General features: G+C 57.8%; 10 protein-coding genes. 7 read left to right on the forward strand and 3 right to left on the reverse strand.

What is annotated here, in order from left to right:
- Positions 1-19: 19 nt before the first annotated feature.
- Both nfo and HMPREF9538_RS00775 read right to left on the reverse strand, forming a co-directional pair.
- On the reverse strand, positions 20-874 hold the full coding sequence (gene nfo, locus HMPREF9538_RS00780) for a deoxyribonuclease IV (protein ID WP_002912937.1): 855 nt from the start codon (positions 872-874) through the stop codon (positions 20-22).
- 72 nt (positions 875-946) lie between these two features.
- Positions 947-1,996 (reverse strand): YeiH family protein, encoded by a 1,050-nt coding sequence (locus tag HMPREF9538_RS00775; protein ID WP_009486455.1) that lies wholly within the window; start codon positions 1,994-1,996, stop codon positions 947-949.
- A 265-nt stretch (positions 1,997-2,261) separates the two neighbouring features.
- Here HMPREF9538_RS00775 and yieE point away from each other — a divergent pair, with 265 nt between their 5' ends.
- The 3 genes from yieE to cirA all read left to right on the forward strand — a co-directional run bounded on the left by yieE (position 2,262) and on the right by cirA (position 7,248).
- On the forward strand, positions 2,262-3,128 hold the full coding sequence (gene yieE, locus HMPREF9538_RS00765) for a DNA-binding transcriptional regulator YeiE (RefSeq protein ID WP_002912932.1): 867 nt from the start codon (positions 2,262-2,264) through the stop codon (positions 3,126-3,128).
- A gap of 178 nt (positions 3,129-3,306) precedes the next feature.
- On the forward strand, positions 3,307-4,776 hold the full coding sequence (locus HMPREF9538_RS00760; RefSeq protein ID WP_002912929.1) for an amino acid permease: 1,470 nt from the start codon (positions 3,307-3,309) through the stop codon (positions 4,774-4,776).
- 498 nt (positions 4,777-5,274) lie between these two features.
- On the forward strand, positions 5,275-7,248 hold the full coding sequence (gene cirA, locus HMPREF9538_RS00755) for a catecholate siderophore receptor CirA (RefSeq protein ID WP_004890725.1): 1,974 nt from the start codon (positions 5,275-5,277) through the stop codon (positions 7,246-7,248).
- A 70-nt stretch (positions 7,249-7,318) separates the two neighbouring features.
- Here cirA and fghA read toward each other — a convergent pair whose 3' ends face one another.
- Positions 7,319-8,152 (reverse strand): S-formylglutathione hydrolase, encoded by an 834-nt coding sequence (gene fghA, locus HMPREF9538_RS00750; protein WP_004151123.1) that lies wholly within the window; start codon positions 8,150-8,152, stop codon positions 7,319-7,321.
- 360 nt (positions 8,153-8,512) lie between these two features.
- Here fghA and folE point away from each other — a divergent pair, with 360 nt between their 5' ends.
- The 4 genes from folE (at position 8,513) to mglB (ending at position 12,827) form a co-directional block, all read left to right on the forward strand.
- Complete coding sequence (gene folE / locus HMPREF9538_RS00745) at positions 8,513-9,181, forward strand: GTP cyclohydrolase I FolE (RefSeq protein WP_002912924.1); 669 nt, start codon at positions 8,513-8,515, stop codon at positions 9,179-9,181.
- 15 nt (positions 9,182-9,196) lie between these two features.
- Complete coding sequence (yeiB, locus tag HMPREF9538_RS00740) at positions 9,197-10,354, forward strand: DUF418 domain-containing protein YeiB (RefSeq protein ID WP_004149106.1); 1,158 nt, start codon at positions 9,197-9,199, stop codon at positions 10,352-10,354.
- Positions 10,355-10,509: 155 nt separating this feature from the next.
- Positions 10,510-11,532 carry an HTH-type transcriptional regulator GalS gene (galS, locus tag HMPREF9538_RS00735; RefSeq protein WP_002912919.1) on the forward strand — a complete coding sequence of 341 codons (1,023 nt, stop codon included), beginning with the start codon at positions 10,510-10,512 and terminating at the stop codon, positions 11,530-11,532.
- A 296-nt stretch (positions 11,533-11,828) separates the two neighbouring features.
- Positions 11,829-12,827 carry a galactose/glucose ABC transporter substrate-binding protein MglB gene (gene mglB, locus HMPREF9538_RS00730; RefSeq protein ID WP_002912878.1) on the forward strand — a complete coding sequence of 333 codons (999 nt, stop codon included), beginning with the start codon at positions 11,829-11,831 and terminating at the stop codon, positions 12,825-12,827.
- Positions 12,828-12,863 lie beyond the last annotated feature (36 nt).

The following is a 12,863-nucleotide window of genomic DNA, read 5'->3' on the forward strand; positions in this document are numbered from 1 at the left end:
TTTTTTTTTTTGTCTCTATTTACGCCACTTCGGCAATCTGCTGCGCCCGCAGCCAGGCAATCTCTTCCGCCCAGATATCCGGGTTGATGGTTTCCAGAATCAGCGGAATACCGTCGAAGCGGCTGTCCTGCATGATCCAGCTGAAGCAATCGTGGCCGATGTTGCCTTCCCCCAGGCTGTGGTGACGGTCGACCCGGCTGCCGAAGGCGCTCTTGGCATCGTTGAGATGCATGCCGCGCAGATACTGAAAACCGACGATGCGTTCGAAGGCGGCGAAGGTTTTTTCGCAGGCTTCGGCGCTGCGCAGGTCGTAGCCGGCGGCGAAAGCATGGCAGGTATCGATGCAGACGCCGACGCGGGATTTATCTTCCACACCGTCGATGATGGCCGCGAGGTGCTCGAACTTAAAGCCGAGGTTGCTGCCCTGGCCAGCGGTGTTTTCGATCACCGCAGTAACGCCTTCGGTCTTCGCCAGCGCGATATTGATCGATTCGGCGATGCGCGCCAGGCACTCCTCCTCCGGGATCTGCTGCAGATGGCTGCCGGGGTGGAAGTTGAGCAGCGTCAGTCCCAGCTGCTGGCAGCGGGTCATTTCATCAATGAAGGCATCACGGGATTTTTCCAGCGCTTCTTCCACCGGGTGGCCAAGGTTAATCAGGTAGCTGTCGTGCGGCAGGATCTGCCCCGGGCCAAAGTGATACTTTTCACAGGCGGCTTTGAATTCGGCGATGGTCTCGTCGCTGAGCGGCGCGGCGCGCCACTGGCGCTGGTTCTTGGTGAAGAGGGCGAAGGCGGTTGCTTCGATTTCGGCGGCGCGAATGGCGGCATTGGCCAGTCCACCTGAGGCGCTCACGTGCGCTCCTACGTATTTCATAAAAAAAACTCCAGTTAAAGCCGCTGGGGGGTGGGTAATGATAGCGGCTTAACTGGAGAAAGATGTAGTGCTTTATGCCATCAGGCTGTGGATAGCGACGTTAATGACCCCGCCGCCGACAATCAACCAGACGAACAGCATCAGCGCCATCAGCAGCGGTTTCGCCCCGGCTTTTTTCAGCGCGCTGACGTGGGTGGTGACCCCGAGGGCGGCCATTGCCATCGCCAGCAGGACGGTATCCAGCGTCACCAGCATATCCACCACGGCTTTCGGCAGCAGATGGAAGGAGTTAAACACCGCCACCAGGATGAACATAATGGCGAACCACGGAATGGTGATTTTGCTTTTCTCGCCGTTGCCTGCCGGGGTCAGCTGTTTAACACGCGCCGCCAGGAACAGCAGGAACGGAGCCAGCATCATGACGCGCAGCATTTTGGCGATAACCGCCGCGTTCTCCGCGTCCGGGCTGACCGCATGGCCGGCGGCAACAACCTGCGCCACTTCATGCATGGTGGAGCCCATATAGATCCCGTAGGTCTCCAGGGTAAACCAGTGCGCCAGCAGCGGGTACATCGCCGGATAGAGGAAGATGGCGATGGTACCGAAGATAACCACTGTAGCGACGGCAACCGTCACTTTACTGGCTTCGGCTTTGACCACCGGCTCGGTGGCGAGCACGGCCGCCGCGCCGCAGATGCTGCTGCCGGCGCCGATCAGCCAGCTGGTGTGTTTATCGAGACCAAACACTTTCTGGCCAAGGAAGCAGGCGATGAAAAAGGTACTGGAGAGCGTCAGAACGTCAATCAAAATACCGCTCACGCCGACGTCGGCAATCTGGGCGAACGTCAGGCGAAAGCCGTAGAGGATGATCCCCAGGCGCAGCAGATGCTGCTTGGCGAAGATCACCCCGCCGTCGCAGGGCTGCCAGATTTTCGGGTAGACCGTGTTGCCGACGACCATCCCGAACAGGATAGCGAGGGTCAGGGCGCTAAAGCCCGCGCCGGCGATGGCCGGGAAACTACCGGCCCACAGGGCTGCGCCGGTCAGAGCGGCGGTCAGCGCCAGGCCTGGGACAAAATGCCACAGGGAACGATGTTTGGTGGGTAAAGTGAGTGCTGTCATAACCTTCTCCTTTGTCTGCCTAAAGGTTACGCCGCGCGGGATTAAATATAAAATTGATTATATGTTTATAATCAATCGTAATAAGTGGTTAATGGCCGCTTCGCCGGTTACAACGGGGCGAGAGCGGGTTAGGCAGAAGCGGGGCGGTCTCGCCGGCAAGACGATGATTTTGTGATATAAGCGGATTTTCCTTCCGTCAGCCGCCTCGATTTGTGTCACCATAGTAAGGAAGGTTATTCAGGTTGGATTACTAAACGGGTGGGTTATGCATATTACGCTGCGGCAGCTGGAAGTGTTCGCCGAAGTCCACAAGAGTGGGTCGACCACTCAGGCGTCACAGATGCTGGCGCTTTCGCAATCCGCGGTCAGCGCCGCGCTGACCGATCTGGAAGGGCAGCTCGGCGTGCAGCTGTTTGACCGCGTCGGTAAACGACTGGTGGTGAATGAGCATGGACGGCTGCTGTACCCGCGTGCGCTGGCGCTGCTGGAGCGGGCCCTGGAGATCGAGCAGCTGTTTCGCGGCGATAACGGGGCGATCCGAGTCTACGCCAGCAGCACCATCGGCAACTATATTATGCCGGAGATTATTGCCCGCTATCGTCATGACTTCCCGGATCTGCCGGTCGAGCTGAGCGTCGGCAACAGCCTGGACGTCATCAACGCCGTCGCCGACCTGCGGGTGGATTTCGGCCTGATTGAGGGGCCGTGCCATGCCGCCGATATTATTGCCGAGCCGTGGCTGGAGGATGAACTGGTGGTGTTTGCCGCGCCCAACTCACCGCTGCTGGCGGGGGAGGTGACCCTGCAGCAACTGGCTGAGGCGCCGTGGATCCTGCGCGAGCATGGCTCCGGCACCCGGGAGATTGTCGATTACGTTCTGCTGTCGCATCTGCCGGCGTTTCATCTGGGCATGGAGCTGGGTAATTCAGAGGCGATCAAGCACGCGGTCAGGCATGGCCTGGGCATCAGCTGTCTATCGCGGCGGGTGATTGCCGAACAGCTTGCCTCGGGCACGCTGGCGGAGCTGAAAGTGCCATTGCCCCGGCTGACGCGCACGCTGTGGCGGATCCATCACCGGCAGAAGCATATTTCTAAAGCATTACAACGTTTTCTGCACTATTGCCAGGTGTAGCAGCCCGGTTTTATCGCCTGATTACGGGGGGAATTCGCTGGCAATTCCGCAGGTTAGTGCTTTACTAATAATTTGCGGGCGATCATGAAGCTCTCTTATAACTTTGCATTTGTACCGGATGGAACCCCGATCGTCTGCTACAATCGCGCCTCATTTTTTGGATGGATAGCATTATCACATGGTTTCGGAAACTAAAACCACAGAAGCGCCCACGCTACGTCGTGAACTGAAGGCGCGCCACTTGACCATGATCGCCATCGGCGGTTCCATCGGTACGGGTCTTTTTGTTGCCTCTGGCGCAACCATTTCGCAAGCAGGTCCCGGCGGGGCGCTGCTGTCTTATATTCTGATCGGTTTGATGGTCTATTTCCTGATGACCAGCCTCGGCGAGCTGGCGGCGTTTATGCCGGTATCCGGTTCCTTCGCCACCTACGGGCAGAATTATGTTGAAGAAGGCTTCGGCTTCGCGCTGGGCTGGAACTACTGGTACAACTGGGCGGTGACGATCGCCGTTGACCTCGTGGCCTCACAGCTGGTGATGAGCTACTGGTTCCCCGACACTCCGGGCTGGATCTGGAGCGCCTTGTTCCTCGGCATCATGTTCCTGCTGAACTGGATCTCGGTGCGCGGCTTTGGCGAGGCGGAATACTGGTTCTCGCTGATAAAAGTGGCCACCGTCATTATCTTTATCATCGTCGGCGTGATGATGATTGTCGGCATCTTCAAAGGGGCGCAGCCAGCCGGATGGAGCAACTGGGGGATCGCGGATGCGCCGTTCGCCGGCGGTTTCTCGGCGATGATTGGCGTGGCGATGATTGTCGGCTTCTCGTTCCAGGGCACCGAGCTTATCGGCATCGCTGCCGGTGAATCTGAAAATCCGGAGAAGAACATTCCGCGCGCGGTGCGCCAGGTCTTCTGGCGTATCCTGCTGTTTTACGTCTTCGCGATCCTGATTATCAGCCTGATCATTCCGTATACCGATCCGAGTCTGCTGCGCAACGATGTGAAGGATATCTCCGTCAGCCCGTTCACCCTGGTGTTCCAGCATGCTGGTTTGCTGTCGGCGGCGGCAATCATGAACGCCGTTATCCTGACTGCCGTGCTGTCGGCGGGGAACTCCGGGATGTACGCCTCCACGCGTATGCTGTACACCCTGGCCTGCGACGGTAAAGCGCCGCGCATTTTCTCGAAGCTGTCGCGTGGCGGCGTGCCGCGTAACGCGCTGTACGCGACCACCGTGATCGCGGCGCTGTGCTTCCTGACTTCCATGTTTGGCAACCAGACGGTGTACCTGTGGCTGCTGAACACCTCCGGGATGACGGGCTTTATCGCCTGGCTGGGTATTGCGATCAGCCACTATCGTTTCCGTCGCGGCTACGTCCTGCAGGGTAACGATATTAATAATCTGCCGTATCGTTCCGGGTTCTTCCCGCTGGGGCCGATCTTCGCCTTCGTGCTGTGCCTGATCATCACCCTCGGACAGAACTACGAAGCGTTCCTCAAGGACACCATTGACTGGGGCGGCGTGGCGGCGACCTACATCGGTATTCCGCTGTTCCTCGTCATCTGGTTTGGTTACAAGCTGGCGAAAGGCACCCGCTTTGTTCGCTACAGCGAAATGACCTTCCCGGACCGCTTTAAGCGTTAATCTTCGCGATTGTGCGATAAAAGCCCTCTGTGAAGAGGGCTTTATATTGCTGGCAAAGTGCAATCTTCAGGGATTGCCCGGCTGCGCTGCGCTTGCGCGGGCCTACAGATAACCGCGTAACTGATTGATATTGCGATGTTTCGTAGGCCTGGTAAGGCGGAAGCCGCCACCCGGCAGACATGTGAGCACAATAACGAAGACAGATTTGTCATCACCCGGAAGCCCTCTGAACAGAGGGCTTTTTTTATGTTTGTGCGGTTACAGCTTGTCACAATTCTTCATAATTATATTGATAATCGTAATCATTATCTTTATCATTTTCGCCCATTACGGATGAAGCCACTCCCCGTCTCTGCCGCTTGTACAGACTGACACCGGGCGACCAGCCACATCGACGAGAAAACAGCGCGAGCATGCCGCCGACAGAGCGGCAAGCCGCCAGCGCGTGTGAGCAGCACCTTGTTGTTTGTTTGGTTGTACACCTCATGGAGATTTGGAATGTTCAGGTTAAACCCTTTTATCCGGGCGGGATTGTCTGCGTCCGTCGTATCGTTGGCGTTTCCGGCTCTGGCCGATGTGAATGAAGAAACGCTGGTGGTGACCGCCTCGGCCACTGAACAGAATGTCAAAGACGCGCCGGCGAGCATCAGCGTCATCACCCAACAGGATTTACAACGCAAGCCTGTTCAGAACCTGAAAGACGTGCTGCGCGATGTGCCTGGGGTCCAGCTCACCAACGAAGGGGATAACCGCAAGGGCGTTAGCATCCGCGGTCTGAGCAGCAGCTATACCCTGATCCTGGTCGACGGCAAGCGCGTTAACTCGCGGAACGCCGTCTTCCGCCACAATGACTTCGACCTTAACTGGATCCCGGTGGATGCTATTGAGCGTATCGAAGTGGTGCGCGGCCCGATGTCCTCCCTTTACGGCTCCGATGCGCTCGGTGGGGTGGTCAACATTATTACCAAAAAAATCGGCCAGAAATGGACCGGGACGCTGAGTGCTGATACCACTATTCAGGAGCACCGCGATCGCGGGGATACCTGGAACGGCCAGTTCTTCACCAGCGGCCCGCTGATCGACGGCGTACTTGGAATGAAGGCCTACGGCAGCCTGGCAAAACGCGCCAAGGACGATCCGCAGTCATCCAGTAATGCCACCGGCGAGACGCCGCGCATCGAGGGCTTCACCAGCCGCGATGGCAATGTTGAATTCGCCTGGACGCCGAACGAAAACCACGATTTTACCGCAGGCTACGGCTTTGACCGTCAGGATCGCGATTCCGATTCCCTTGACCGCAACCGCCTTGAGCGGGAGAACTACTCTCTGAGCCATAACGGCCGCTGGGATATCGGCAATAGCGAGCTCAAGTTCTACGGCGAAAAGGTGGATAACAAAAATCCAGGGCAGAGCGGGACTATTACCTCGGAAAGCAATGCCATCGACGGCAAGTATGTCCTGCCGCTGGGCATGATTAACCAGCTGGTGACCTTCGGCGGCGAATGGCGCCACGACAAACTGAAAGATCCGGTCAACCTGAGCAGCGGCGGCCAGTCGACGTCGGCCAGCCAGTACGCCCTGTTTATCGAAGACGAATGGCGCATCATCGAGCCGCTGGCGCTGACCACCGGCATTCGTATGGACGACCATCAGACCTATGGCGATCACTGGAGCCCGCGCGCCTATCTGGTGTATAACGCCACCGATACCGTCACCGTCAAAGGCGGCTGGGCGACGGCGTTTAAAGCCCCGTCGCTGCTGCAGCTTAACCCCGACTGGACCACCAACTCCTGTCGCGGCTCGTGCAGCATCGTCGGTAACCCGGATCTGAAACCGGAAACCAGCGAAAGCTTCGAGCTCGGTCTCTACTACCGCGGGGAAGAGGGCTGGCTTGAAAATGTCGAAGGCAGCATCACCACCTTCCAGAATAATGTCGACGACATGATCGATGTTCTGCGCACCTCCAGCGCCAGCGAAGCGCCGGGCTACCCGAACTTTGTCGGCTGGAAAACCGTCAACGGCAAGCGCGTGCCGATCTTCCGCTATTTCAACGTCAACAAAGCCCGCATCAAAGGGGTGGAGACGGAGGTGAAGATCCCGTTTGGCGATGAGTGGAAGCTGACGGTGAACTACACCTACAACGATGGTCGCGATCTGAGCAATGGCGGCGACAAACCGCTGCAGACGCTGCCGTTCCATACCGCCAACGGCACGCTCGACTGGAAACCGCTGGACGACTGGTCCTTTTACGTGACGGCCAACTATACCGGCCAGCAGCGCGCGGTGAGCGCCACCGGCAAAACGCCGGGCGGCTACACCCTGTTTGACGTTGGCGCGGCATGGCAGGTGACCAAAAACGTGAAACTGCGCTCCGGGGTGCAGAACGTGGGTGATAAAGATCTGAGCCGGGACGACTACAGTTATACCGAAGAAGGCCGTCGCTACTTTATGGCGGTGGATTATCGCTTCTGATTGCCGGCGCTAAAACGCGTCCTGTAGGCCTGAACATGCGCCGCGAAGCAGCTTCGCGGCGCATTGGCGTTTAGCCAAAGAGATGCTGCGCATGGAAGCGCAGATGGTCTTCAATAAACGAGGCAATGAAGTAATAGCTGTGGTCGTAACCGGGCTGGATGCGCAGCGTTAACGGCCAGGCCTTCTGCCGCGCGACCTCCGCCAGTACCGCCGGCTGCAGCTGTCCGGCAAGGAATGGATCGTTGTCGCCCTGATCGATAAGCGTCGGCACGGCGTCCTCCGGCCGGCTGGCCTGCATCAGCGCACAGCTGTCCCAGGAGTGCCATGCCGATTCATCCGCGCCGAGATAGGCGGTAAACGCTTTCTTGCCCCACGGGACCTGGGAGGGATTGACGATCGGCGCGAAGGCGGAGACGCTGGCGTAGCGGCCGGGATTTTTGAGCGCCATAATGAGCGCGCCGTGGCCGCCCATCGAGTGGCCGCTGACGGCGCAGCGTTCGCCGACGCTAAACTCGCTACGAATAAGCGCGGGCAGTTCGTCACGCAGGTAATCGTACATTCGGTAGTGCGCCGCCCAGGGCGCCTCGGTGGCGTTCAGGTAGAAGCCGGCGCCTTGTCCGAGATCGTAACCGTCGTCGTTGGCCGCCTCGTCACCGCGCGGGCTGGTATCCGGCATCACCAGCGCGATGCCCAGCTCGGCGGCAATGCGCTGGGCGCCCGCCTTGGTGGTAAAGTTCTCATCGTTACAGGTCAGCCCCGACAGCCAGTACAGCACCGGCGGCGGCGTTTCGCGCTCAGGCGGTAAAAAAATGCTGAACGTCATGGCGCAGTTCAGGACAGGGGAGTGATGACGCCAGCGTTGTTGCTGGCCGTCAAAACAGCGATGCTCTTCAAGCAGTTCCATGCAAGGCTCCTCGGAAGGGATGTGCGCGTAAACGTTCATAATACAGATATTTCATTAGCCGGTGAGCAACTTTCACTTTCTCCTTTTGAGAACTTACTGCATCATTAATGCAACTTATAGCCAACATGCCGGTGTAGCGACGGCGCTTATGAATGCGTACAGCGGTTGGAACATTCCGGATACGGCGATAAGGATTTGGCGTTGCGCCTGAGGCATGGCTTCGCTCCCTAATAAAAGGCAGCGCCAATTTCAATAATTATCGTTACGGCTACTGGATTCTGTGCGCCACCTCACGCACAATGAATACAAACTTTGCCCCCAGAAAAAGCAAAGAGCGCCACACCTGCAGGAGAAACATAAATGTCATCACTGAGTAAAGAAGCCGTCCTCGTTCATGAAGCGCTGGTCGCTCGTGGGCTGGAGACGCCGATGCGTGCGCCAGTACAAGAAATTGATAACGAAACACGCAAGCGTTTGATTACCGGTCATATGACCGAGATTATGCAACTGCTGAATCTGGATCTGAGTGATGACAGTCTGATGGAGACCCCGCATCGCATCGCCAAAATGTATGTCGATGAGATCTTCTCCGGGCTGGATTATTCTCGCTTCCCGAAAATCACCGTCATTGAAAACAAAATGAAGGTCGATGAAATGGTCACCGTGCGCGATATCACCCTGACCAGCACCTGCGAACACCATTTCGTTACCATCGATGGTAAAGCGACGGTAGCCTATATCCCGAAAGATTCGGTGATCGGCCTGTCGAAAATCAACCGCATCGTGCAGTTCTTCGCCCAACGTCCGCAGGTCCAGGAGCGTCTGACGCAGCAGATCCTGATCGCGCTGCAGACGCTGCTCGGCACCAACAACGTGGCGGTATCCATTGACGCGGTGCATTATTGCGTGAAGGCGCGCGGCATTCGCGACGCGACCAGCGCCACCACCACCACCTCTCTCGGCGGCCTGTTTAAATCCAGCCAGAATACCCGCCAGGAATTCCTGCGCGCAGTACGTCACCACAACTAAAACGGAGCAGGGTGCATGGAGAGAAATGTCACGCTGGACTTTGTCCGCGGCGTCGCCATCCTCGGTATCCTGCTTCTCAATATCAGCGCCTTCGGCTTGCCGAAGGCCGCTTATCTCAATCCCGCCTGGTCAGGAAGCGCGTCCCTTAGCGATGCCTGGACCTGGGCGCTCCTCGACCTGCTGGCGCAGGTGAAGTTTCTCACCCTGTTCGCGCTGCTGTTTGGCGCCGGTCTTCAGCTATTGCTTCCGCGAGGGAAGCGCTGGATCCAGTCGCGGCTGACGCTGCTGGCGCTGCTCGGTTTCATTCACGGTCTTTTTTTCTGGGATGGCGATATTCTGCTGGCCTATGCCCTGGTGGGGCTGGTGAGCTGGCGCATGGTGCGTGAGGCGCACCATGTCAAATCGCTGTTTAACACCGGGGTGGTGCTCTACCTCACCGGCATTGCGGTGCTGGTCCTGTTGGGGATGATCTCCGGGACCGCGGCGAATCGCTCGTGGGCGCCGGACGCGGCGAACCTGCAATATGAGCAGTACTGGAAGCTGCACGGTGGCATGGAGGCGGTCAGCAACCGGGCGGATATGCTATCTGACAATCTGCTGGCGCTGGGCGCGCAGTATGGCTGGCAGCTGGCGGGGATGATGCTGATGGGCGCGGCGCTGATGCGCAGCGGCTGGCTGAAGGGGCAGTTTAGCCTGCGTCACTACCGGCGTACCGGCGCGCTGCTGGTGGCGGCCGGCATGGCGGTCAATCTGCCGGCAATATTCGCCCAGTGGTATCTGGCCTGGGACTATCGCTGGTGCGCGTTTTTACTGCAGGCGCCGCGCGAACTTAGCGCCCCGCTGCAGGCTATCGGCTATGCCGCGCTGGCCTGGGGCTACTGGCCGCAACTCTGCCGTTTCCGCCTGGTGGGCGCTATCGCCTGCGTCGGACGCATGGCGCTGACCAACTACCTGCTGCAGACCCTGATCTGCACCACCCTGTTTTATCATCTTGGGCTGTTTATGCGCTTCGATCGTCTGCAGCTGCTGGCCTTTGTCCCCCCCATCTGGGCCGTTAACCTCCTTGTCTCATCGCTCTGGCTGCGCCGCTTCCGCCAGGGGCCGGTGGAATGGCTGTGGCGTCAGTTAACCCTGCGTGCGTCAGGCACATCATTGAAAGACACATCCAGATAACGATCTCGATCACAATCATTAACAAAACGGATGTAAACGTTTCCAGCCGTGTGACCTCACTCACGCAGCGGACCGCGGGTCGCTGCCAGAATAGCCTCCTTGCTAAGCACAGGAGGTGAATGTGACGTGCTGTAATTCTCTTAAGGTTGCTGAGTATGATCACCATTCGTGATGTCGCCCGCCAGGCGGGCGTTTCCGTGGCCACCGTGTCGCGGGTGCTGAATAACAGCGCGCTGGTGAGTCCGGATACGCGCGACGTGGTGATGAAAGCGGTGACCCAACTGGGCTACCGGCCCAACGCCAACGCCCAGGCGCTGGCCACCCAGGTCAGCGATACCATCGGCGTGGTGGTGATGGACGTCTCCGACGCCTTCTTCGGCGCGCTGGTGAAAGCAGTGGATACCGTTGCTCAGCAGCATCAGAAATATGTGCTGATCGGCAACAGCTATCATGAGGCGGAAAAAGAGCGTCACGCCATCGAGGTGCTGATCCGTCAGCGCTGCTCGGCGCTGATCGTCCATTCGAAAGCGCTGAGCGATGATGAACTGAGCGACTTTATGCAACATATCCCGGGGATGGTGCTGATCAACCGCATCGTGCCGGGGTATGCCCATCGCTGCGTCGGACTCGACAACGTCAGCGGCGCGCTGATGGCCACCCGTATGCTGCTCAATCATGGTCACCAGCGCATCGGCTATCTCTCCTCAAACCACGGTATTGAAGATGACGATATGCGCCGGGAAGGGTGGAGCAAAGCGCTGCAGGAGCAAGGCATCATCGCCCCGGACAGCTGGATCGGTTCCGGCTCCCCGGATATGCAGGGCGGTGAAGCGGCGATGGTCGAACTGCTGGGGCGAAATCTCGGCCTCACCGCGGTGTTTGCCTATAACGACAGCATGGCGGCCGGCGCGCTGACGACGCTGAAGGACAACGGCATTGTCGTGCCGCAGCATCTGTCGCTGATTGGCTTTGATGATATTCCTATTTCCCGTTACACCGATCCTCAGCTCACCACCGTGCGCTATCCGGTAATGTCGATGGCAAAGCTGGCCACCGAGCTGGCGCTGCTGGGGGCGGCCGGCAAGCTGGATCGCGAGGCGACGCACTGCTTTATGCCGACGCTGGTGCGCCGTCATTCCGTTGCCCAGCGGCAAACTGTGGGGCCGATCACTAACTGACGCGATCGCGGGATGTAACCGCTTTCAATTTGTGAGTAAATTCACAGTATATTAACATTCGCCTGATTATGATGGCAGCGTTTACCAGTCTGAACCACGAGGTGATGGATATTCCTCACTTTATTTAGTAGGAACAAGGCGTTAAACGAGTTTTACAGTCGTATTTTTCTGGAGCGTTACCCGACACGGAAGACCGAATTTTCGTCGTGAAATGCGTTGTGCGGTAACACTAATGCAACAAATCCCGCCTGCATTTTCTCACAATAATGACCCTGCATAATAAAACCGGAGATTCCATGAATAAGAAGGTGTTTACCCTGTCTGCTGTAATGGCTGGTCTGTTATTTGGCGCCGCCGCACACGCAGCAGATACCCGTATCGGCGTGACGATTTATAAATATGACGACAACTTTATGTCGGTAGTGCGTAAGGCGATTGAAAAAGATGGCAAATCCGCGCCAGACGTCCAACTGTTGATGAATGATTCGCAGAACGACCAGTCGAAACAAAACGATCAGATTGACGTGCTGCTGGCGAAAGGCGTGAAGGCGCTGGCGATTAACCTGGTTGACCCGGCCGCCGCAGGTACGGTGATTGAAAAGGCGCGCGGGCAGAATATTCCGGTGGTGTTCTTCAACAAAGAGCCTTCCCGCAAAGCGCTGGATAGTTATGACAAGGCTTATTACGTCGGTACCGACTCGAAAGAGTCCGGGATTATTCAGGGCGATCTGATCGCCAAGCACTGGAAAGCCAACCCGAACTGGGATCTGAATAAAGACGGTCAGATCCAGTACGTTCTGCTGAAAGGCGAGCCGGGCCATCCGGATGCGGAAGCGCGTACCACTTACGTTATTAAAGAGCTGAATGATAAAGGTCTGAAGACCCAGCAGCTGCAGCTGGATACCGCGATGTGGGATACCGCCCAGGCGAAAGACAAAATGGACGCCTGGCTCTCCGGCCCGAATGCCAACAAGATTGAAGTGGTGATCGCTAACAACGACGCCATGGCGATGGGCGCGGTTGAAGCGCTGAAAGCGCACAACAAGAGCAGCATTCCGGTGTTCGGCGTTGATGCCCTGCCGGAAGCCCTGGCGCTGGTGAAATCCGGCGCGATGGCCGGTACTGTGCTGAACGATGCCAACAACCAGGCAAAAGCGACCTTCGAGCTGGCGAAAAACCTTGCCGACGGGAAAGACGCCGCGGCAGGCACCAACTGGAAAATTGACAACAAGATTGTTCGCGTCCCCTACGTGGGCGTCGATAAAGACAACCTGAGCCAGTTTACCGGCAAATAATCGTGATGTGAGTTGCCGGGGGGGGGGGGGGGGGGG

This window comes from Klebsiella sp. MS 92-3 (assembly GCF_000195655.1).
In the GTDB taxonomy this organism is placed as follows: domain Bacteria; phylum Pseudomonadota; class Gammaproteobacteria; order Enterobacterales; family Enterobacteriaceae; genus Klebsiella; species Klebsiella pneumoniae.

Excerpts from the sequence above, each read along its gene's own strand:
- folE (WP_002912924.1), top strand. The coding sequence starts at position 8,513 with ATGTCATCACTGAGTAAAGAAGCCGTCCTCGTTCATGAAGCGCTGGTC.
- fghA (WP_004151123.1), bottom strand. The coding sequence starts at position 8,152 with ATGGAACTGCTTGAAGAGCATCGCTGTTTTGACGGCCAGCAACAACGC.
- yieE (WP_002912932.1), top strand. The coding sequence starts at position 2,262 with ATGCATATTACGCTGCGGCAGCTGGAAGTGTTCGCCGAAGTCCACAAG.
- yeiB (WP_004149106.1), top strand. The coding sequence starts at position 9,197 with ATGGAGAGAAATGTCACGCTGGACTTTGTCCGCGGCGTCGCCATCCTC.
- HMPREF9538_RS00775 (WP_009486455.1), bottom strand. The coding sequence starts at position 1,996 with ATGACAGCACTCACTTTACCCACCAAACATCGTTCCCTGTGGCATTTT.
- cirA (WP_004890725.1), top strand. The coding sequence starts at position 5,275 with ATGTTCAGGTTAAACCCTTTTATCCGGGCGGGATTGTCTGCGTCCGTC.
- mglB (WP_002912878.1), top strand. The coding sequence starts at position 11,829 with ATGAATAAGAAGGTGTTTACCCTGTCTGCTGTAATGGCTGGTCTGTTA.
- nfo (WP_002912937.1), bottom strand. The coding sequence starts at position 874 with ATGAAATACGTAGGAGCGCACGTGAGCGCCTCAGGTGGACTGGCCAAT.
- galS (WP_002912919.1), top strand. The coding sequence starts at position 10,510 with ATGATCACCATTCGTGATGTCGCCCGCCAGGCGGGCGTTTCCGTGGCC.
- HMPREF9538_RS00760 (WP_002912929.1), top strand. The coding sequence starts at position 3,307 with ATGGTTTCGGAAACTAAAACCACAGAAGCGCCCACGCTACGTCGTGAA.